Here is a 21,500-nt window from a genome sequence, read left to right as displayed (position 1 = left end):
AGTGCTTTCTGCGCAACGCCGGCAGGCGCGCTTGCTTGCGCATTCTATCCGCAACCGGCGGCAACGGCGGGAAACAAGGCGCTGGAAATGGCGGGCAGTTGTGGTTAAATGGGGAAAAGCGCTGCAAAAATCGCCACGTTTTACCACGTTGAAGCACGCCGCGTCCCTATGAATGCAGACACCTTTCCGTTCGCAGTGCGCCTGATCGGCTTCCCCCGGGCGCAGGCCGACGCCCTGGCGGCGGCGCTAGGCCGCGCGCCCCCGGGCGGGCCGGCGTATTTTTGCCTGTCGGGCGACAGTTTGCAAGAGCCGGACCTGTTGCTCGTCAACGGCGCCGACTTGAAGGCGCTGGCCGCGCTGGCGGCGCTCAGCCCCGGCGACGTGCGTCCGGCGCTGCTGCTCGGCGCGCCCCCATCGGGCCTGGCGCCGGCCTATCCATCCCTGCCGCTGCCCTGCGACGACGCCAGCCTGCACGCCGAGCTGGAACGGCTGGTGGAGCGCCGCGCGGACGCGCTGGCCCGGCTGGCCGGCAGCGGCCTGCCGCCGCCCGCCGAGCGCCGCACGCGCGAACGGCTGGACCTGGACCTGACCGACCCGGCCGAATACGCCGCCCAGCGCAGCGCGGGCCGGGACCGGCGCGGCGCCGTGCTGGTGGTGGACCGCAACGCGCTGTTCAGCCAGCACATCGCCAAACTGCTCAAGCCGTGGGATGTCCCGACCCTGTGGGCGTCCGACGAGCCATCCGCGCTGGCCGCCTGCGCCGACGCGCCGCAGATGCTGGCGCCGGTGGCGGTTGTGCTGATCAACACATCGCTGCCGGAGATCGACCCCCACGCGCTGTGCGCCGTGCTGCGCGCGCAGGGCGGCAGCAGGGAAGGTGAGCGCTTGCCGGACGTGGTGTTCATGGTGTCGCGCGACTACCCCTACGACAGCGCCCGCGCGCGCGCCGCCGGCGCCGCCGGTCTTCTTGACAAGCCCGTCTCCGACGCCACGCTGCGCGCCGTGCTCAAGAAACTGATGCGCCTGGCCTGATCTATACCGAGCCTTTACGCTGGCCGCTTGCCTTTTTAGGCCGTTTTTACGGTCCGGCCGATACGCTGCTTCATATCGCAACTACCCCAAGGACGATATGACCAGCATCTTCAGCAATCCCATCGCACGCCGCAGCCTCGCCTGCGCCATGCTGGCGGTTCTCTCCGCCGGCGCCTGCGCCGACGAACAAGCGCCGGACGACGAAACCAGCTTCAACGCGGCCGCCGCGTCGGACTACCGCTATCGCGGCATCTCGCAATCCCGGCTGAAGCCCGCGCTGCAAGGCGGCGTCGATTACGTGCACAAGCCGAGCGGTTTCTATGCAGGCGCCTGGGGTTCCACCATCAAGTGGACCAGGGACGCGGGCGGCGACGGCGCCGTGGAGCTGGACCTGTACGCGGGCAGGCGCGGCCAGCTGGGCGCCGGCGTGTCCTACGACGTGGGTGTGCTGACCTACGCCTATCCGGCCAATGGACTGAAAAACGTGGCCGGCTTCGCCAATGCCGACAGCACCGAAATCTACGGCCAGGTGGGCTGCGGCCCGGCCTACGTCAAGTACGCGCACGCGGTGACCAATCTGTTCGGCTTCGTGGACAGCAAGAACAGCGGCTATCTGGACGCAGGCGCAAATATCGAGGCCGGCGGCGGTGTCACCGTCAACCTGCACGCCGGTCGCCAGAAGGTGAGAAACGCCAGCCAGGCCGACTACACGGACTGGAAAATCGGCGCCACCAGGGACTTCGGCGTGGTCGCCGGCGCGTTCGCCGTGGTCGGCACCAACGCCGGCAAGGCCGCCTACGCGTCGCCCGCCAACGGCAAGTTCCTGGGCAAGACCGCCCTGGTGCTAACCGTCAGCAAGGTATTCTGAGGCTCATCCCTCCAAGGCTCGCATGCGCGCCGAATCTGTCCATTGTCGCTGCCGATTTTTACACCGCGTTTACACCCACCCCGGCAGTCTTTACACCGCTTTTAGATGTCGCTCGATAAGCTGGAAGTATCAAAACAAGACCTGCGGGGGTTACAAAATGGATGTCGTGTTTATTGGCGCAATGGTCGCTTTTCTGCTTGCGTGCGGCGGCTTGGCCGCCGGCTGCGCTGCGCTGGGAGAGCGCAAATGAACAGCTTGTATGTGCTCGGTGCCGTGGCTTCGGCCGGCCTGCTGGTCTACCTGGTGGTGGCGCTGCTGAAAGCGGAGGACCTGTGATGACCATGCAATCGTTCATGCTGCTGGCAGTGTTCCTGGCCGTGCTGCTGGCGCTGGCCTGGCCGCTCGGCATTGTGCTGGCCCGCGTCGGCGATGGCGCGGGCGGCGCTGTGCCGGGCCTGGGCTGGCTGCTGCGCGTGGAGCAGCTGCTATACCGCGCGGCCGGCGTGCCGCTCAAGGCCGAAGCGCGCGGCCAGGGCTGGAAAAGCTATGCCGCCGCGCTGCTGATCTTTAACGGCATAGGTGCGCTGTTCACCTATGGCCTGCAGCGCGTGCAAGCCTGGCTGCCGCTCAACCCGCAGGGACTGGCCAACGTCAGCCCGGATTCGTCCTTCAACACGGCCGTGAGCTTCGTCGCCAACACCAACTGGCAGGGCTACAGCGGCGAGCAGACCATGAGCTACCTGGTCCAGATGCTGGCGCTGACCTGCCAGAACTTCTTCTCGGCCGCCACCGGCATGGCCGTGGCGTACGCGTTGATACGCGGCTTCAGCGCGCGCGCGGCCAACTCCATCGGCAATTTCTGGGTCGATGTCACGCGCTCCACGCTGTACGTGCTGCTGCCGCTGTCGCTGCTGCTGTCCGTGTTCCTGCTGGGGCAGGGCGTGATCCAGAACTTCTCTGCCTACAAGGAAGTAGCGCTGCTGGACCAGGTCAGCTACAGCGTGCCGAAAACCGGCGCCGAAGGCCAGCCCGTGCCGGACGCGCATGGCCAGCCGATGGCCGAGGCCATGAGCGTTGCCACGCAGACCATCGCCATGGGGCCTGTCGCCTCGCAGGAGGCGATCAAGATGCTGGGCACGAACGGCGGCGGCTTCTTCAACGCCAACTCGGCCCACCCGTACGAGAACCCGACCGCGCTGAGCAACTTCGCGCAGATGCTGGCCATCTTCCTCATTCCGGCCGGCTTGTGCTTCGCCTTCGGCCGCATGGTCGGCGACCGCCGCCAGGGCTGGGCCGTGCTGGGCGCGATGACCTTGCTGTTTGTCGCCACCACCGCCGTGGTGCTGGTGGCCGAGCAGCAGGCCCACCCTGCGCTGCAGGCGCTGGGCGTGGACCAGGCCATGAGCGCGCTGCAGTCGGGTGGCAATATGGAAGGCAAGGAGACCCGCTTCGGCGTCAGTGCCTCGGCCCTGTTCGCGGCGGTGACCACGGCCGCGTCCTGCGGCGCCGTGAACGCCATGCACGACTCCTTCACGCCGATCGGAGGCACGGTCCCCATGCTGCTGATCCAGTTCGGCGAAGTGATCTTCGGCGGCGTGGGCTCCGGCCTGTACGGCATGCTGGTGTTCGCCATCATGGCCGTGTTCATCGCCGGCCTGATGATAGGCCGCACACCGGAATACCTGGGCAAGAAGATCCAGGCCTACGAGATGAAGATGACCTCCCTGGCCATCCTTGTGACGCCGATCCTGGTCCTGTGCGGTACGGCCATCGCCGTGATGACGGACGCGGGCCGCGCCGGCATTGCCAACCCCGGCGCGCACGGCTTCTCGGAAATCCTGTACGCCTTCAGCTCGGCCGCCAACAACAATGGCAGCGCGTTTGCCGGCCTGTCTGCCAACACGCCGTTCTACAACGTCATGCTGGCCATCGCCATGTGGTTCGGCCGCTTCGCCGTGATCGTGCCCATCCTGGCCATCGCCGGTTCGCTGGCCGGCAAGCAGCGCCTGCAGGCCAACGCCGGCACCATGCCGACCCACGGCGCCATGTTCATCGGCTTGCTGGTGGGCGTGGTGGCGCTGGTGGGCGTACTCAATTACGTTCCGGCGCTGGCGCTCGGCCCCGTCGTCGAACATCTGCAACTGACCAAATAAGAGGAAGTCATCATGTCGCAAACAAACGCACTGGCTGGCATTGCGCCGCCCAAGCGCCTCCAATTGTTTGACTCGGAACTGCTGGTGCCCGCCATTGCGGACGCGTTCCGCAAGCTGCACCCGCGCACCCAGCTGCGCAGCCCCGTCATGTTCGTGGTCTACGCCGGCAGCATCATCACCACGCTGCTGGCGCTGCAGGCGGCGCTGGGAAAATCCAGCGATGGCGCCAGCGCAGGCTTCGTGACCGCCATCGCCGTGTGGCTGTGGTTCACCGTGCTGTTCGCCAACCTGGCCGAAGCCATGGCCGAAGGCCGCAGCAAGGCGCAGGCGGCTTCGCTGCGCAGCCTGAAGAAAAGCGTGGTGGCCAAGAAGCTGGCGTCGCCGCGCCACGGCACCAGCTGGCTGCCGTGCGACGGCCCGGACCTGCGCAAGGGGAACTTCATCCTGGTGGAGGCGGGCGATGTCATTCCCATCGACGGTGAAGTGATTGAAGGCGTGGCGTCGGTGGACGAAAGCGCCATCACCGGCGAGTCGGCGCCGGTGATCCGCGAATCCGGCGGCGACTTCTCGGCCGTCACCGGCGGCACCCGGGTGCTGTCGGACTGGCTGGTGGTGAAGGTGACCACCAACCCCGGCGAGACCTTCCTGGACCGCATGATCGCCATGGTGGAAGGCGCCAAGCGCAAGAAAACGCCGAACGAGATTGCGCTGACCATCCTGCTGGTGGCGCTCACCATCGTCTTCCTGGTGGTGACGGTGACGCTGCTGCCATTCTCGCTGTTTTCCGTGGCGGCGGCCGGTAGCGGAACCCCGGTCACCATCACCGTGCTGATCGCGCTGCTGGTGTGCCTGATCCCCACCACCATTGGCGGCCTGCTGTCGGCCATCGGCGTGGCCGGCATGAGCCGCATGATGCAGGCCAATGTCATCGCCACATCCGGCCGTGCGGTGGAAGCGGCCGGCGACGTGGACGTGCTGATGCTGGACAAGACCGGCACCATCACGCTGGGCAACCGCCAGGCCTCGGCCTTCGTGCCCGCGCCCGGCGTGACGGAGCAGCAGCTGGCCGACGTGGCGCAACTGGCTTCGCTGGCAGACGAAACGCCGGAAGGCCGCAGCATCGTGGTGCTGGCCAAGCAGAAGTTCAATATCCGCGAGCGCGACATGGCGTCGCTGCATGCCGAGTTCGTGCCCTTCACTGCGCAGACCCGCATGAGCGGCGTGGACCTGCAGGGCACGGGTCTTCCCCGTGAGGTGCGCAAAGGCGCGGCCGATTCGGTGAAAAAATATGTGGAATCGCTGGGCCTTCCCTATCCGGCCGAGGTGGCGCGCGCTGTGGATGACGTGTCGCGCCGGGGCAGCACGCCGCTGGTGGTGGCCGATGCCGGCCGCGTGATGGGCGTGGTGGAACTGAAGGACATCGTCAAGGGCGGCATCAAGGAGCGCTTCGCCGAGCTGCGCCGCATGGGCATCAAGACCGTGATGATCACCGGCGACAACAAGCTGACCGCCGCCGCCATCGCCGCCGAGGCGGGCGTGGACGACTTCCTGGCCGAAGCCACGCCGGAGGATAAGCTGAAACTGATCCGCAGCCACCAGGCCGAAGGCCGCCTGGTCGCCATGACCGGCGACGGCACCAACGACGCCCCCGCGCTGGCGCAGGCCGACGTGGCAGTGGCCATGAACTCGGGCACCCAGGCGGCCAAGGAAGCGGGCAATATGGTGGACCTGGATTCCAACCCCACCAAGCTGCTGGAGATCGTGGAGATCGGCAAGCAGATGCTGATGACGCGCGGCTCGCTGACCACCTTTTCGATCTCGAACGACATCGCCAAGTATTTCGCCATCATCCCGGCGGCCTTCGTCGGCACTTATCCGCAGCTCAAGGCGCTGGACATCATGCACCTGGCCAGTCCGTCGTCGGCCATCATGTCGGCGGTGATCTTCAATGCCCTCATCATCATCGCGCTGATTCCGCTGGCGCTGAAGGGCGTGCGCTACCGCGCCATCGGCGCCACCGCGCTGCTGCGCCGCAATCTGCTGGTGTACGGCCTGGGCGGCATCATCCTGCCTTTCATCGGCATCAAGCTGATCGACATGCTGCTGGCCGCTTTCAACCTCGTTTAACCAGGAAACCATCATGACTTCCCATCTTCGTCCCGCGCTGGTGATCTTCGGCGCATTGACCCTGATTTGCGGCGTGCTGTATCCGATGGCCGTCACCGGCATTGGCAGCGCTGCCTTCCCGGCGCAGGCCGCAGGCAGCATCGTTGAAGTGAGCGGCAAGGCGGTCGGCTCGGAGCTGATCGGCCAGGCATTCACATCGCCGCGCTACTTCTGGGGCCGCCCTTCGGCCACCGCGCCGATGGCCAACAACGCGGCCGGCTCCGGCGGCTCCAACCTGGGGCCGCTGAACCCGGCGCTGACCGATGCGGTGAAAGCCCGGATCGACGCGCTCAAGGCCGCCGACCCGGGCAATCCGGCGCCGGTGCCGGTGGACCTGGTGACCGCTTCGGCCAGCGGGCTCGATCCCGAGATCAGCGTGGCCGCCGCCCAGTATCAGGTACGCCGCATCGCGGCCGCGCGCGGTCTCGACGCGGAGCATGTGCGCGTGCTGATAGAGCGCGAGATGCGCGGCCGGGTGTTCGGCTTTTTCGGCGAGCCGCGCGTGAACGTGCTGGCGCTGAATCTGGCGCTGGATGGTAAAACCGCGCATACTCGCTGAGGCGTGGCTTGGCGGTTACGCTGTCTCCATTTATTTCGACATCACACTATGGTTGCAATGGATAGTCAACGGCCCGACCCGGATGTGTTGCTGGCGCAGGTGCAGGCGCAGGAGCGCAAGGCTGCGCGCGGGCGGTTGCGCATCTACTTCGGCGCCTCGGCCGGCGTCGGCAAGACCTACGCCATGCTGTCGGCCGCCCGCAAGCTGACGGCGGCGGGGCAGTCCGTGCTGGTTGGCGTGGTCGAGACGCACGGCCGCAGCGAGACCGCAGTCCTGCTGGACGGGCTGGATGTATTGCCGCTGAAGGAGGTGGCCTACCGGGGCAAGGTGCTGAAGGAATTCGACCTGGATGCGGCGCTGGCGCGCCGCCCCGCCCTGATCCTGATCGACGAGCTGGCGCATTCCAACGCGCCCGGCTCGCGCCACCCCAAGCGCTGGCAGGACGTGGAAGAGTTGCTGGACGCCGGCATCGACGTGCTTACCACCGTCAACGTGCAGCACCTGGACAGCCTGAACGACGTGGTGGGCGGCATCACCGGCATCCGCGTCAACGAAACCGTGCCGGATACGGTGTTCGACCAGGCCGACGAGGTGGTGCTGGTCGATATCCCGGCCGATGAACTGCTGGCGCGCCTGAAGAGCGGCCGCGTGTACCAGGAACAGCAGGCCGAGCGCGCCTCAAAGAACTTCTTCCGCAAGGGGAACCTGATCGCCCTGCGTGAGCTGGCGCTGCGCCGCACGGCCGACCGCGTGGAAGACGACGTGCGCGCCTACCGCGTCGAGAAATCCATTGACGCCATCTGGAAGACCGGCGCCTCGCTGCTGTGCTGCGTCGGGCCGCGTCCCGGCTGCGAGCACGTGGTGCGCAGCGCAGCGCGCCTGGCCGGGCAGCTGGGCACCGAATGGCACGCGGTCTACATAGAAACGCCGGCGCTGCAGCGCCTGCCGGAGGCGGAGCGCGAGCGCATCCTGAAGACGCTCAAGCTGGCGCAACAGCTCGGCGCCAGCACCGCCGTGCTGGCGGGCGCCGACATCGCGGCCACGGCGCTGGACTATGCGCGCAGCCACAACCTGTCGAAGATCACGCTGGGGCGCGCCCATCCGGCGTGGAATTGGCGCGCCCCCCACATCAAGCGCATGGCCCGCCTGGCGCCGGATGTGGACCTGATCGAAATCGGCACGCCCAGCCGCGAGGGCGCGCCGGCGGTGGAGGCGGGCGGCTTGGCCGGCCTGTCGCCGTTTGGCCGCACGCTGGTCAATCCTTTCAATCAGCAGGCCGAAGCGGCGGCTGCGCGTCCCGCGACGGGGGAGCGCGCCGATGCCGATGCCGCCGGCGCCCAGGGCAAGCGGCGCGGGATTCACTTTCTGGCCGCTGCCGCAGCGAGCATCGCCACCGCGCTGGTCACCGCGCCGCTGCTGCCCTACGTGGACCTGGCCAACATCGCCATGCTGTTCCTGCTGGTGGTGGTGCTGGTGGCGGTGCGTCTTGGACGCGGCCCGTCGGTGCTGGCCACCTGCGTCAGCGTGCTGTGCTTCGACTTCTTCTTCGTGTCGCCGCGCTTCAGCTTCGCCGTGTCCGACTTCCAATACCTGATCACCTTCGGCGTGATGCTGGCGGTGGGCCTCATCACCGGCCACCTGACCGCCGGCCTGCGTTTCCAGGCCCGCGTGGCCTCGCACCGCGAAGCGCGGGCGCGCGCGCTGTACGAGTTCGCCCGCGAGCTGTCCGGCGCGCTGCAAACGGAGCAGATTTTCGACAGCACACGCAGCGCCGTGCAAGCCGCCTTCCGCGCCAAGGCCATCCTGCTGCTGCCGGACGAAGACGGCCGCCTGCAGCCGCCCGCGCCGCAAGCAGGGGCGGGCGCAGGCTACCTCTCCGTGCTGGACCTCGGCATTGCCCAATGGGCCTACGACCGCGCCGAAAGCGCCGGCCTGGGCACGGACACGCTGCCGGCCAGCCGCATCTTCTACCTGCCGCTAGTGGCGCCGATGCGCACGCGCGGCGTGCTGGCCATCGAGCCCGAGAACCGCCGCTGGATGCTGATCCCCGAACAGCGGCAGCAGCTCGACACCTTCGCCGCGCTGGCCGCCATCGCGCTGGAACGCGTGCACTACATCGAAGTGGCACAGGACGCGCTGGTGAGCATGGAGTCCGAGCGCCTGCGCAATTCGTTGCTGGCGGCCCTGTCGCACGACTTGCGCACGCCGCTCACGTTGCTGGTCGGCTTGTCCGAATCGCTGGCCGGCTCGAAGCCCGATCTGGCGCCGCCGCAGTTGGAGCTGGCGCGGTCGCTGCACGCCGAGTCGCTGCGCATGAGTACCCTGGTGTCCAATCTGCTGGACATGGCGCGCATCCAGAGCGGCGAAGTGAAGTTCAATCTGGAGTGGCAGCCGCTCGAGGAGGTCGTTGGCAGCGCCCTGCGCGTCAGTGCGCCGCAGCTTGCGCAGCACGCCGTCAGCACGCAGCTGCCGCATGATTTGCCGCTGCTGCGCTACGACGCCGTGCTGATCGAGCGCGTGCTGTGCAACCTGCTGGAGAACGCAGCCAAGTACACGCCGGCCGGTTCGCGCATCGTGGTGAGCGCCGCGCTGCACGGCGCCTGGATGCATGTGATGGTGTACGATGACGGACCGGGCCTGCCGCATGGCCGCGAAGAAGCCGTGTTTGAGAAATTCACGCGCGGCGAACGCGAATCGGCCAAGCCGGGCGTAGGCCTGGGGCTGGCGATTTGCCGCGCCATCGTCGAAGCGCACGGCGGCAGCATCAACGCCGCCGCATCGCCGCTGGGCGGCGCCGCCTTCGTCATGGCGCTGCCGCTCGGCACCCCGCCCGAGCCGCCCAAGGAATTGATGGAATGATGACGACGCAATCGACAGACAAAACGGGCGAAACCTCGCCCGTCGCCCTGCTGGTGGAAGACGAACCGCAGATCCGCCGCTTCGTGCGCGCCGCGCTGGAAGAGGAGGGATGGCATGTGCATGAATGCCCCACCATGCAGCGCGGGCTGATCGACGCTGGCACCCGCAAGCCGGACCTGGTGGTGCTCGACCTCGGCCTGCCGGACGGCGACGGCGTGACGTTCCTGAACGATTTGCGCAAATGGTCCACGGTGCCGGTGATTGTGCTGTCCGCTCGCGTGAACGAAGCGGACAAGATCAAGGCGCTGGACGCCGGCGCGGACGATTACCTGACCAAGCCATTCGGCGTGGGCGAACTACTGGCCCGCGTGCGCGCCACCCTGCGCCGGCAGCGGCAGCCGCAGGCCGACACGGCCGGCATCGTGCGCTTCGGCGCGGTGGAGGTGGACTTGCAGAACCGCCGCGTCACCAAGGGCGGCGAAGGCGTGCACCTGACGCCGACCGAGTACAGGCTGCTGTCCGTGCTGGTGGCGAACGCCGGCCGCGTGATGAGCAACCCGCAGCTGCTGCGTGCCGTGTGGGGACCGTCGCAAAGCGAAAACGGCCACTACCTGCGCATCTACATGGGCCATTTGCGCCACAAGCTCGAGGACGACCCGGCCCAGCCGAAATACCTGCTGACTGAAACGGCGGTGGGCTACCGGCTGCAACTGCCCTAGTTTCCCTTCAGCGCAAACAACTCTAGCTTGAGCGACGCCATGCCGGAAGGGGCGTACACAGTCAGCGCCTGGGCCGATAGCATGGATTGATACAGGCTGACTTTGCCATCGACCAGGAAGTAGTAAGTATTGGGCCGTACCGGCACGTCCTGCGGCACCTGCGCCATGTGCACCAGTTCCACGCCGGGCAGCGCCATGGCGATGATGCGTTCCACGTCGTCCGGGCTGCCCACCTTGAAGCGCAGCGGCACGGCGGCGACCAGTTCCAGCGGCGGCATATCCGCACTGACGGCCAGGCCCAGCGTGGTGGACCTGTCGACCTGCGCCACGTCCAGGCGTGCCCGGTAGTGCGTGCCTTTTTGCGCATCCTGCGCCAACGGTATCGGGAAATAGCGCGACGACAGCACGGTATCAGCCAGATCGCGGATGATGGCGTCCAGCCTGGCGAACGCCGGCACTGCGTCGGCATGCTGGTAGTGGGGCAAGTCGCTCAACGTGTATTTGCCGGAGAACGTCATCAGGCCGCCGGCCAGCGCGGTCAGGCGGTCGAACAGGTGCTCAGGGTGGTGCTGGCCGTGGCGTGCCGCATGCACCAGCCCAGCACCGGCGGTACTGAGCGTATTGAGCATCCAGTACGAGGATATGTCGCCGCTGTGGAATTCCAGGATATCGCGGGACGGCTGGCGATGGCGCAGTTGCAGCGCGGCGATCTTGGCCTGCAGTTTGGCCAGCAGGCTGTCGAGCAGGCGCTGCAGGTAGTCGGAAGCGATGGAGACGCAGGGCGGCAGGAAGTCACGGTCCTCTTCGAAGCCGCCCGCGGCCAGGCGGCGCAAGCGTATCACGGGCAAGCTGATGAAGGCATTGCGCGTATCCTGGTCCGACAGCAGGCGCACCGTCTTGCCGAGGTAAGCCACGTCGATTTCGACCGCGCCGCTGAACAGGTCCTGCGTCTCCTTCTCAACCCTGGCATAGCGCGCCTCGCGCTGGCCCGCCGTGGACAGGTTGCCGCCATGCGCCTGCAAGGCCGGAAGGGCGGCGTGGAAGGTGAACGCCTGCACGTCGCCCGGCAGCTTGCCCAGGTCCACCGGTGCCGGCAACGCCTCTGCGCCGGGCGCGTCGTAGATTTCGCCGTCCGGGAAGATCAGCGACATGCTTTCCGCCTGCAGCAGGTTGTTGCGCAGCGCGTCGCCGTTCCAGCGGATGGACTGGATGCCCCACAGGTTGGGCTGCAAGGCCGCTGCGGTGCGATGCAGCCGCCCCTCGTGATAGCGGTCCAGCTGCTGCAGCTGCTGCGGCCCCAGCGTGAGGCCCTCCGACCAGAGTACTTTCAACGGCAAGCTCATAGTGCGCCCCTTCGCAAACGATTACCGGAGCATGCCGCGTTGGCCGCCGCAGTCATTGACGGCGCTCAAGGCCCGTTCGCATTTCGCCATCAATAATAGGCGCTCCTGCGATGGAGAAAGGCGAACATGGAAGAGCTTCTGCCCTACTACGAACGCGAGTTGGTGCTGCTGCGGCACTACGGCCGCGAGTTTGCCGAGCGCTTTCCCAAGGTGGCGGCGCAACTGGGCATGGGGCGCGGAGGTAGCGACGACCCACAGGTCGAGCGCTTGGTGCAGTCGGTGGCGTTGCTGGCGGCGCGGGTGTCCAAGCGGCTGGACGACGACTACCCGCAGTTCACGGAATCGCTGCTTGAAATGCTGTTTCCCCACTATTTGCGGCCATTTCCTTCCTGTGCAGTGGTGCGTGCCGCGCCGGCCGAGCACGGCGCGGACTGGCAACGCATCCCGCGAGGTACGGAGATGGAGTCGGTTGCCGTGCAAGGCGTGCGCTGCAAATTCCGTTCGGCGTATGACATTGCCGTGGGGCCGCTGCGATTGACCGGGGCAGGTTTCAGCGCGCTGCATGGCGCGCCGGCCGAGCTGCGCCTGCCGCCCGAAGCCAATGCAGCCATCCGCATCACCTTTGAGGGGACGGGCGGCTTGCCTGCACCGGGGCCGCTACGGGTGTTCATGGACGGAGAGCCGTCGCTCTGCGCCGCGTTGCGCGACGCATTGTTCATGCACTCGGTCAGCGCCTGCGTGGAGACGGAAGAGGGAGTATGGGTCGCCCTGCCGGGCGTTCCGCTGGCGGCGGTTGGCTTCGAGGAGGAGGACGCGCTGATACCATTTGGCTCGCGCTCTCAGCCAGCTTATCGCCTGCTCACCGAATATTTCGCCTTCCCGGAAAAATTCAACTTCTTCGCGCTGGACCTCGCTGCGGTCCAGCCGCCTCTGCCGGCAAGCTGCGGGCGCTTCACGCTGCACTTCATCTTGGCCGGCATCCGCCCGGATTCGCAGGCGGCGCGCATGCTGCACAGCCTGTCGGCCGCCAACATGCAGCTGGGCTGCACGCCTGTGGTGAACCTGTTTTCCCGCCCGGGGGAGCCCATCACCGTTACGCAGCGCAGCACCGACTATCCGGTGCTGGCCAATGCGCATCATGCGTCGGCGTATGAAGTCTATTCCATCGACTCCGTGAAGCTGATGCGCCAGTCCGGCAAGAGTGGGACCGCCATCGAGTTCCGCCCGTTCTATTCCATGCGCCACGGCGAGGACGGCGCGCAGCAGGGACACTACTGGGTGCTGCGGCACGACGAAACGCTGGCCGCCTGCAGCCCGGGCTATGAAAAGAGGCTGTCGCTGGTCGACGCCGACCTGGCGCCGTTGGCGTTGGCAAAGGATACGCTGTCGCTGCAGCTGACCTGCACCAACCGCGATCTGCCCCTGAAACTGCGCGACAGCCCCCTCGGCGCGGCGCTGTCGATAGCTGGCGGCGCCGGCGGCATCAAATTGAGCTTCGCGCTGCGTCCGGCGCCGCCATTGCGCTTCGGCTTCGGGGCCGGGCTGCAATGGCGGCTGATCTCCCACCTGGCGCTGAACCACCACAGCCTGACCGGCGAAGGCCTGCCCGCGTTCCGCGAAATGCTGGCCCTGTACGACCTGCAGCAGAGCGCCACTTCGCAGCGCCAGATCGCCGGCATCACTGGGCTGAGAAGCGATCCCGCCACGGCATGGCTGCGCCATCCGCGCGGCGCATCGCTGGCGCATGGCACGGAAGTACGCATGACGCTGGACGAGGATGCATTCGTCGGCGGCGGCATCCATCTGTTCGTTCAGGTGATCGACCATTTCCTGAGCATGTACGCCCCGGTCAACAGCTTCGTCGAGCTGGTGGCGCTGTCGCATAAATCAGGAAAGGAGCTCGTGCGATGCAAACCGCGCAGCGGCTACGCCAGCCTGACCTGATCGACGGCCTGGCCAGCGAGCCCCACCGCTACCAGTGGAGTCAGGCCATGCGCCTGCTACTGCGCTGGCTGCGCCAACGGGGCATCTCGCCGGAGCAGGCCTATGCCGGCGTACTGCGGTTCGGCAGCAGCCTGTCGCTGGCCTTTCCGGCCAGTGAGATTTTGTCACTGCGGATCGAAGCGGACGATGAGAGCGATCTGCCGCGCCGCATACACTTGGTTCCCGCTTTCATCGGCTTGCTGGGCGGCTGTGGCACCCTGCCGCTGCACGACACGCAGCGCATCGCCGCGCTGCCTCCCGGCGAGGATGCGGACGCGGCACAGGCCTTCCTGGACATGTTCGCCAACCGCATGGTGGCGCTGTTCTGCCAGGCCTGGGGCAAATACCGGCTTGAATCCGCGCTGGACCTGCAAGGCAGCGATGCCCAGCTGCCGCTGCTGCTCGCCCTCAGCGGCGCCGACCGCATGGCGCGCGGCGCCGAGCGCCACACTGCGGCCTATTACGCAGAGCACCTGCGGACCCGGCCCGTCTCTGCATTGAACATGGCCCGCGTGCTGGCGGAGCATTTCGGCGTGCCGGTGCAGATTGGGCAATTCGCCGGCAGCTGGGACTATCTGCCCGCCGAGCGCCGCAGCACACTGGGCCGCACGCGGCCGACGTTGGGCTACGGCGCCGTGCTGGGTGTGCGTCAGTGGCGCCGGGACCGGCAGGCCGCGCTTACCATCGGCCCGCTCGACAAGTCTGCGCTGGAGCGCTTCCTCCCACGGGGCGCCTGCGCGGCAGCGATGGCGCGGATGCTCGCCATGCTGGGCGCGCCGAATCTACGCTACGAGGTATGCCTGATCCTCAGCGCGCCGTGCATCCAGCCCATCGTACTTGGCCCGCCCGCCATGCGGCGGCGCCTGGGCTGGGACTGCTTCCTGCCCGACCGCAACGGCCGGGTAGCGCAGCCCGAAGTCCGTTACCTGCTTCAGATCTGACCGGGAGATGCGAAATGAATGCCGATGCAGCGCTCGATGCGTTGAACACCCTGTCCGCGCTTGGCGCTGACAGCCAGGACGCGCGCCTGCTGCGCATGGACTTCCCGCGCGGCGACGGTCCGCAGCATACAATCCTGCTCGTCAACACGCTCACTGCGCGCGAAGAAATCTCGCGGGACTTCCGCTTCGACGTGGAAGCACTGTCGGACGACGCGCGCATCCCCCTCAAAGCCATGATGGGCAAGATGGTCACCATTTCCCTGGTGCGCAACGACGGCTCGCTGCGCTACTTCAACGGCTACGTGGCGGAATTCCGGTTTGCCGGTACGGACGGCGGATTCGCCCGCTACCACATGGTGCTGGCGCCGTGGCTGGCCTTCGCGCGGCTGCGCAAGAACTGCGCCGCTTTCTACGGCCGCACTGTGCAGGAACTGACCGAACTCACGCTGCAGCACTATCTGCAGCGCGACTGGACAGTGCGCCTGTACGGCAGCGACCCCGAACTGCGCTGCGCCCACCAGTACAACGAGAGCGATTACAACCATCTGCACCGCCGTTGGGAGGCGCTCGGCCTGTACTACTGGTACGAACACCGCGCCGACGGCCACACGCTGTGCCTCAGCGATGACAGCACCGTGGCCGATGCCATCGACCCGCGCGCCGGCGCGGCTGCGCCCGACGCCATGCCCTTCCGCAGCGAGGCCGGGTCCAGCGAAGACGACAGCATCCATCAATGGCAGGCCGCGCGGCGCATCGGTTCCACCCACCTGACGCTGGCCAGCTTCGACTACAGGAATCCCCAGCCGCAGCGTGCCAGCGGCTACTCGCGCAACGAGCAAGGAGACGTGCCGGCCTGCGAGCTGTACGAGAACGCCGGTGCCCACGCCTGGCCCGATAGCGCCGACGGCGAGCGCCTGGCGCAGCAAAGAATGGACGAGCGCGACCATCGCACCCAGTATTTCGAAGCCAGCGGCAACGACCGCGCCGCGCAGCCGGGCCGCAGCTTCAAGCTGGACGGCCATTTCAGCGCCGAGTCCAGGCCGTCGGCACCGGGCGAACCCCGCCGCGCCTCCATCGGAGAGCGCGACTACTTGATCCTGTCCGTGCTGCACACGGCCAGCAACAACTACCACGCAGGGCGCAACGCCGCCTCACACTACGAAAACAGTTTCGTATGCGTGCGCCAGGACCGGCGCTGGCGCCCGGGCCGCTATTACAACAGCGAGCCTTGCCTGTTCTCCGGCGTGCAAACGGCGCTCGTCGTCGGTCCGCCGGGAGACGACATCCACACCGACGGCTACGGCCGCGTGAAGGTCCAGTTCCACTGGGATCGCATCGGCCAGTACGATGCCGGCGGCACCCCATGGACGCGGGTGATGATGCCGATGGCGGGAGCCAATCTGGGCCAAATCGCGCTACCGCGCGTGGGGCAGGAAGTGGTGGTGCAGTTCGTGGAAGGGAATATGGATCACCCCATCATCCTCGGCGCCGCCTACAACGCCGACCACCAGCCCCCGTGGAAGCTGCCCTCGCAGCGCGCCCTGACGGGCTGGCGCAGCCGCGAACTGAAAGGCGGCCAGCGCAGCAACCACCTGCTGCTGGACGACACCACCGGCCAGCTCCAGGCGCAGCTGCGCAGCGACCATCTCAGTAGTCAGCTGTCGCTGGGTCACATCGTGCGCGTGGACGACACGGCTGGGCGGCAGGACAAGCGCGGCGCGCTTCGAGTTGCGCACGGACGGGCATGGCGTGCTGCGGGCTGCGAAGGGGATGCTTGTAACCACAGAATCCCGGCGTGAAGCGCGGTCTCACATCACGAGCATGGATGAAGCCTTGCATACGCTAAGTGCGGCGCATCGCCGTCACGGCGATGGGGCGGCATTGTCCCAGCCGCACGATACGCCCGATGTGCAAATGCAGCAGGCGGATGTGGTCAAGGCGATCGAGACACAATGCGAAGAGATTAAAGGCAAGGGGGGCAGGGCGGGACCGGATGACCTGTCGGCTCCCCACCTTATGCTTGCCAGTCCGGTCGGCATTGAGGTGTCGAGCGGCGGCAGTTTGCACTGGGCCAGCGAACGGCATGCGGCAGTCACGAGCGGCCAAAGCTTGTCGCTCTCCAGCGGTGGCGGGATTTTTGCCTGCGCGCGGAGGGCATTGCGGCTGTTTGCTCACAAGGCTGGCATGCGCATGGTCGCAGCGGCAGGCGATATCGACCTGCAAGCACTATCCGATAGCATCAGGCTGCTGGCCAAGCTCGAGATCACGCATGCGGCCGACCGGATCACGATAACTGCCAAGGAAGAGGTGGTGATCAATGGCGGCGGCAGCTACGCCAAATTCACGGCAGATGGAATAGAGCACGGCACAAACGGCAGTTACGTGGCGCATGCGGCCAAACACAGCCTGCCCGGTCCCAAGAATTCCAAGGTGGAGTTTGCGATGCCTCGGTTGGGAAAACTGGACGGTCAAGGGGCACTTAACTTGGCCAGTCATCCCAGTGCCGGGGGATTTGCAGGGGCCGGTCAGCCCTACAGACTGTTCAAAGACGAAGCCTTGGTCGAGCAAGGCAACCTCGATGAAGAGGGCGCGCTGGTGTTTCAGCATGACCTTGAAAAGCAGGCTACTTATCAGCTTGAGCTGTCAAATGGTCAGCGCTACACAATAGATCCGGACGACCACACCGAGCGTCACGAAGTCAATGCGGGCATCGGGTTTCACGGGTATGAGAATCCGGGCGGCACCATCGGCGGGCAGGCATCCGCTCTGGAACACGAGCGGCTGCTCGCCAATCCGGCCACTCGCTACAGCACAAAGGAGCAATCATGAGCTTGAATGCCAATGCCAAGCTGTACGATCAGAAGCTTGGCTACAACCGCCACCTGGGACCCTACCAGTCTTTGTCCTTGCCATGGTGGGTGCGCACGCCGGAGAAGGTTTATTCGCCGCGCCATGGCTGCGAACTGGAGCCTGTAATTTGCGGCGAGAAGCTGTTCGGCAGGCTGAGTCACGATATCCGCAATGCGAAGCACTGCGTCGACATCATCAGTTGGGGATTCGATCCAGGCATGGTGCTGATACGCGGGGCTGCCGCCCAGGCCGGGCAACGCGCGGGCGACCTGTTGCGCGAGGTTGCCAGCCGCAAGGATCATCCGGTGAAGGTGCGAATAGTGATCTGGCACGACGACGTCGTGGCGCAGTTATTGATGAAGAATCTGCCCGGCTACTACGGCTTGCAGTTTCCCGCGATAGGCTGTTCGCGCAGCGGCTATTACAGCGAGGATCACCAGTTCTACAACGCCGAGTGGTTCGATAAGGCCTGTGCGGGTGAGCTATCGAATATCGAGTTCCGGATCAGAAACGTGCCGGCAAGTCTGCTGAAACAATCTCTCTCCGGTGAGACTGCGCCTTGTGGCGTAATGGCGACTGCCACGAAGCTTTATGCAAGCCACCATCAGAAGATGATCCTGATCGATTACCAGGAGCCCTCTATAGCTGCGGGCTATGTGATGGGACACAATTTTGTCACTGATTTCTGGGACACCGAGCAGCACCTGTTCCGCGATCCACGCCGCGAGCGCTTTCATAAAAGTGATCCATCTAAGGCCTGGAAACAGGGACAGGTATTCGTCCCCGCCGCGCCGGGATACCAACCTACCCAGGACGAAATTAATAAGAAGCAAAGTGCCGTCCAGGCCTACCTGGACAGGGATAGTTGGATTGCAAAGCCATACCAAGATGTGTCGTGCCGGGTGCGGGGGCCGGTGCTATGGGACTTGAACCACAATTTCTGCCAAGCTTGGCTGGAGTCGGAGCGGCCCAAGACGCTGCTCAAAGAGCAGCTGGATCCATGGATACCGTCTGCAGTCCGGCTGGCGTCAAAGGGGTTAAAAGCTACGTTGAACGCAGTTGCTCCCCCGCCCGAATTCATTGCGCAGCGCAACGCGCTGCCAGCATCCGCATTCAAACTTGAGCGCGGCCTGCACAGCGCCCAACTGCTGCGCACGCAGCCACTGCATGGCGAGAAATCGATCAAGGAATGCTACGCCAATATGACGCGGCAGATTCAGCACTATATTTTCATTCAAAACCAATACATCCAGTACGAGCCGTGGACTCAGCACCTGAAGGAATGCGTGCAGCGCCTCCGTGATGGCGGCTTTATGAAGCCGATCTATGTGTTCATTCTGACTTCGACGCCTGAGAGTGACGGGATGGGTTTGCCGACTTATGACGTGGCCAAACATCTCGGGCAGAGCGAAACCATGACTCATGAGCATAACGATGCATTGGAAAAGGCGAAACACGGTAAAGCGTCGAAGCCAGCCACCCCCGAGGACTTGGCTGAGTCTGGCATCAATGTCGTCATGGGATCGCTCTGGACGTGTGCTGCGCTGCCCAAAGTCGGGGTACTCAGCGCGACCGACTACGAAGAAGTCTACATCCACTCCAAAGTGGCGATAGTCGACGATGCAGCCTTCACTATCGGCTCCGCGAATCTCAATCTGCGCAGTATGGCCTTGGATAGCGAACTCAATGTGCTGAGTGACGCCATGGACGTCGCGTACAAGCTCCGCTGCGACCTATTTTGTCAATGCTGGGGACAGCCCGGACCGATGCAATTTCTTGACATGGATGGCGCTTTTGGTGCGTGGCAGAACGCAATGAACGAAAACGCAAGCAATAGGTCGCGCGGTCGATCGTTAAAAGGTCAATTGATGAGGTTTCATGTTGCCCGTAAGCCCGGCGATCCGGTGGTATAGCCATGAATTCGAACTCAAAACGTCTAGGCTTGATGGTGGCTGTTGTTCTTCTAACCGCCATAGCGATCTATTATTATATTGACTATGTAAGGTACAAAGCCATGCATGCTATTCCTCCCGGTCTTTCCCGTTTCGACGTAACAGGACCTGTCCCTTCTTGTGACAGTTGGAAAGCACATATGCCCACGGTGCGGGATCCTAAACCGTACCGGATATATATTGATGCCCGTAATCGGTGGCGCAGCAAGATTGCGTGGCAGTTCACCAAGGATGAGCTGACCCAAATTCTTGCTGACGTAAGGACTGCGGCCGATATGGGCGACTGGGGTGCGCGGGCATTGCTGTCGTATTTTTACCTGCACGGGCTCGGCCCTCTGCCAAAGAACAAGGTTCTGGACCAAGATGAGTTCAAGTCTGTCGCTATCGCGCGCATGGCGGTGGAGGCCGGGCAAGCATGGGGATATTACGACGTGGGGGTTGCCCACCAATATGGCTATGGAGGTGCATACTACGACCTGGATATCGCTTGGGCGTATTACCTTAAAGCCGCCGAACTGGGCAGCCCTTATGCGCAAATGGCACTGGCCGAAGCATATCTGCATGCTGGGCGCATGGACGCTGAAGCACAGATGCTTCAATGTGCATACCAGCAAGGTCACGGCCCTGCGGCATCTCAGCTTGCGAGAATCGCTCGACTAGATAGAAAGTATCTGGAATCGCTGCGACTCGAGCAAGATGGCCTCAGATTCGGCAGTAAGGAGAGCGCGACTTACCTCTTCCTGATTTTCGGCGGCGATGAAGGAACAATGTTTCGAAACGAGATTCTCGTTCCACTTGGCTTTGGGGCAGACCCTGAGCGGTATCGGCGATACAAGGAAATAAGTGATGCGCTGAACGTCAATCCCGATCTTAGATTCGGCAGGCTGGATTCGGTCTTGCCCCTGCCGCCTGCTGAACTGCCGGAGTGGCGAGGAATCCAGGATGCGATGGATCCCGAACCTGCCGGGCCACCCAGTTACTGAAGGAGGCCCAGATGCCTTTGAAAATCATCGTCGTCGGGGACAGCACCAGCCACGGCGGCAAAGTGATCAGTGGGTCGCCGACGCATGACATAGGCGGCAAGGCTATCGCGCGGTTGGGGGACCAGGTTAGCTGCCCCCAGGTTTACCCGGGCGGCAAGCCGCACGGCGTTAACCGGATCGTGACGGCCCATGAGACGCTGACTGCGGGCGGGAAATCGGTGGCGGTCCACGGCTGCAAAACGGAGTGCGGCTGCACGCTGATCGGCCGTGTCAACGCCACCGTGGGATAGCGAAACAAATTGTAATTCTTCTCATCCTCTCAAAACGCGCGGCCTAAGATTAGCCATCGATTGCGCGAGGAGAGCATGATGGGCTACATATTGCACGGCACGGACTGGGACGATAACATCGACGGCACCGCCGGCGACGATGACATCTACGGCTACGCAGGCTACGACTCGCTGTTCGGCGGCCGCGGCGACGATTACCTGAACGGCGGCTCCGGCATCGACGAGGCCTTCTACAACGGCTACCGCAACGAGTACTCGGTGCTGGCCGACGGCGGCCAGTTCTGGGTCAAGGATTACGTCGGCGCGGATGGGCTGGATTTGCTGATGAACGTCGAGCGCCTGAACTTCAAGGACGGGGCGGTGGCGCTGGATATCGACGGCAACGGCGGTGAAGCCTACCGGCTCTACCAGGCGGCTTTCAACCGCGAACCCGACGAGGTGGGACTGGGCTTCTGGATTTCGCACCTGGACCATGGCGACAGCCTGCGTGCCGTGGCGCAGGGCTTCGTCAACTCGGACGAGTTCCGTGCCACTTACGGCACCAACCCCACGGCCACGGAGATCGTCGTGCGGCTGTACGCCAACGTGCTGCACCGGGCGCCGGAGCAGGCGGGGCTGGAGCACTGGGTTAATATCCTCACTACAGGAAAAGATAGCGTGGCCGGCGTGCTGGTCGGCTTTAGCGAAAGCGCGGAAAACTACGCGCAGCTGATCGGCAAGATGCAGGATGGGGTGGATTATCAGCCTTGGGGCTGAGGCGGCGCGGCGGTTGGCGGGTTACGCCTTTGGCCAACCCGCCCTA

General features: G+C 65.0%; 17 protein-coding genes. 16 read left to right on the top strand and 1 reads right to left on the bottom strand.

Annotated features, from left to right (window positions below; translation table 11 throughout):
* Nucleotides 1-168: 168 nt before the first annotated feature.
* The 8 genes from ACFJI2_RS22820 to kdpE all read left to right on the top strand — a co-directional run bounded on the left by ACFJI2_RS22820 (nucleotide 169) and on the right by kdpE (nucleotide 10,356).
* The gene (locus ACFJI2_RS22820) at nucleotides 169-1,032 is read left to right on the top strand and encodes a response regulator (RefSeq protein ID WP_377702037.1); all 864 of its coding nucleotides are present in this window, start codon (nucleotides 169-171) and stop codon (nucleotides 1,030-1,032) included.
* A 97-nt stretch (nucleotides 1,033-1,129) separates the two neighbouring features.
* Nucleotides 1,130-1,900, top strand: coding sequence for a TorF family putative porin (locus tag ACFJI2_RS22815; RefSeq protein ID WP_377702036.1), 771 nt, complete (start codon nucleotides 1,130-1,132; stop codon nucleotides 1,898-1,900).
* 246 nt (nucleotides 1,901-2,146) lie between these two features.
* The gene (gene kdpF, locus ACFJI2_RS22810; RefSeq protein ID WP_377702035.1) at nucleotides 2,147-2,236 is read left to right on the top strand and encodes a K(+)-transporting ATPase subunit F; all 90 of its coding nucleotides are present in this window, start codon (nucleotides 2,147-2,149) and stop codon (nucleotides 2,234-2,236) included.
* Entirely contained in the window at nucleotides 2,236-4,053 is a 1,818-nt protein-coding gene (kdpA, locus tag ACFJI2_RS22805; protein ID WP_377705886.1) for a potassium-transporting ATPase subunit KdpA, read from the top strand. The genes kdpF and kdpA overlap by 1 nt, the downstream gene beginning before the upstream one ends.
* Nucleotides 4,054-4,065: 12 nt before the next feature.
* Entirely contained in the window at nucleotides 4,066-6,180 is a 2,115-nt protein-coding gene (gene kdpB, locus ACFJI2_RS22800; protein ID WP_377702034.1) for a potassium-transporting ATPase subunit KdpB, read from the top strand.
* A gap of 13 nt (nucleotides 6,181-6,193) precedes the next feature.
* Nucleotides 6,194-6,778 (top strand): potassium-transporting ATPase subunit KdpC, encoded by a 585-nt coding sequence (gene kdpC / locus ACFJI2_RS22795; RefSeq protein ID WP_377702033.1) that lies wholly within the window; start codon nucleotides 6,194-6,196, stop codon nucleotides 6,776-6,778.
* Between the two features lie 48 nt (nucleotides 6,779-6,826).
* Nucleotides 6,827-9,637, top strand: a complete 2,811-nt coding sequence (locus ACFJI2_RS22790; RefSeq protein ID WP_377702032.1) for a DUF4118 domain-containing protein — start codon at nucleotides 6,827-6,829, stop codon at nucleotides 9,635-9,637.
* Nucleotides 9,634-10,356, top strand: coding sequence for a two-component system response regulator KdpE (gene kdpE, locus ACFJI2_RS22785; RefSeq protein WP_377702031.1), 723 nt, complete (start codon nucleotides 9,634-9,636; stop codon nucleotides 10,354-10,356). Before ACFJI2_RS22790 ends, kdpE begins: the two co-directional genes overlap by 4 nt.
* On the opposite strand, the gene tssK is transcribed toward kdpE, so the two are convergent.
* Entirely contained in the window at nucleotides 10,353-11,699 is a 1,347-nt protein-coding gene (gene tssK, locus ACFJI2_RS22780; protein ID WP_377702030.1) for a type VI secretion system baseplate subunit TssK, read from the bottom strand. The two genes, kdpE and tssK, sit on opposite strands and share 4 nt — an antisense overlap.
* A 126-nt stretch (nucleotides 11,700-11,825) precedes the next feature.
* On the opposite strand from tssK, the gene tssF reads away from it, so the two are divergent.
* From tssF to ACFJI2_RS22740, 8 genes are all read left to right on the top strand, one after another.
* Nucleotides 11,826-13,643, top strand: a complete 1,818-nt coding sequence (gene tssF / locus ACFJI2_RS22775) for a type VI secretion system baseplate subunit TssF (protein ID WP_377702029.1) — start codon at nucleotides 11,826-11,828, stop codon at nucleotides 13,641-13,643.
* Complete coding sequence (gene tssG / locus ACFJI2_RS22770; RefSeq protein WP_377702028.1) at nucleotides 13,607-14,623, top strand: type VI secretion system baseplate subunit TssG; 1,017 nt, start codon at nucleotides 13,607-13,609, stop codon at nucleotides 14,621-14,623. The genes tssF and tssG overlap by 37 nt, the downstream gene beginning before the upstream one ends.
* A 14-nt stretch (nucleotides 14,624-14,637) precedes the next feature.
* The gene (locus ACFJI2_RS22765; protein WP_377702026.1) at nucleotides 14,638-16,422 is read left to right on the top strand and encodes a type VI secretion system Vgr family protein; all 1,785 of its coding nucleotides are present in this window, start codon (nucleotides 14,638-14,640) and stop codon (nucleotides 16,420-16,422) included.
* Nucleotides 16,394-17,452 carry a DUF2345 domain-containing protein gene (locus ACFJI2_RS22760; protein ID WP_377702025.1) on the top strand — a complete coding sequence of 353 codons (1,059 nt, stop codon included), beginning with the start codon at nucleotides 16,394-16,396 and terminating at the stop codon, nucleotides 17,450-17,452. Before ACFJI2_RS22765 ends, ACFJI2_RS22760 begins: the two co-directional genes overlap by 29 nt.
* The gene (locus ACFJI2_RS22755; RefSeq protein WP_377702024.1) at nucleotides 17,449-19,386 is read left to right on the top strand and encodes a phospholipase D-like domain-containing protein; all 1,938 of its coding nucleotides are present in this window, start codon (nucleotides 17,449-17,451) and stop codon (nucleotides 19,384-19,386) included. The genes ACFJI2_RS22760 and ACFJI2_RS22755 overlap by 4 nt, the downstream gene beginning before the upstream one ends.
* Before the next feature lie 2 nt (nucleotides 19,387-19,388).
* Nucleotides 19,389-20,408: a DUF6396 domain-containing protein gene (locus tag ACFJI2_RS22750; protein ID WP_377702023.1), complete on the top strand. Its 1,020-nt coding sequence runs from the start codon at nucleotides 19,389-19,391 to the stop codon at nucleotides 20,406-20,408.
* 11 nt (nucleotides 20,409-20,419) lie between these two features.
* Nucleotides 20,420-20,698 carry a PAAR domain-containing protein gene (locus tag ACFJI2_RS22745; protein WP_377702022.1) on the top strand — a complete coding sequence of 93 codons (279 nt, stop codon included), beginning with the start codon at nucleotides 20,420-20,422 and terminating at the stop codon, nucleotides 20,696-20,698.
* A 75-nt stretch (nucleotides 20,699-20,773) separates the two neighbouring features.
* Nucleotides 20,774-21,454 carry a DUF4214 domain-containing protein gene (locus tag ACFJI2_RS22740; RefSeq protein ID WP_107874321.1) on the top strand — a complete coding sequence of 227 codons (681 nt, stop codon included), beginning with the start codon at nucleotides 20,774-20,776 and terminating at the stop codon, nucleotides 21,452-21,454.
* Nucleotides 21,455-21,500 lie beyond the last annotated feature (46 nt).

The sequence above is a fragment of the Pseudoduganella sp. UC29_71 genome (assembly GCF_042693265.1).
Taxonomy (GTDB): domain Bacteria; phylum Pseudomonadota; class Gammaproteobacteria; order Burkholderiales; family Burkholderiaceae_D; genus Rugamonas.
This window is presented reverse-complemented; position numbering and strand designations above follow the sequence as displayed.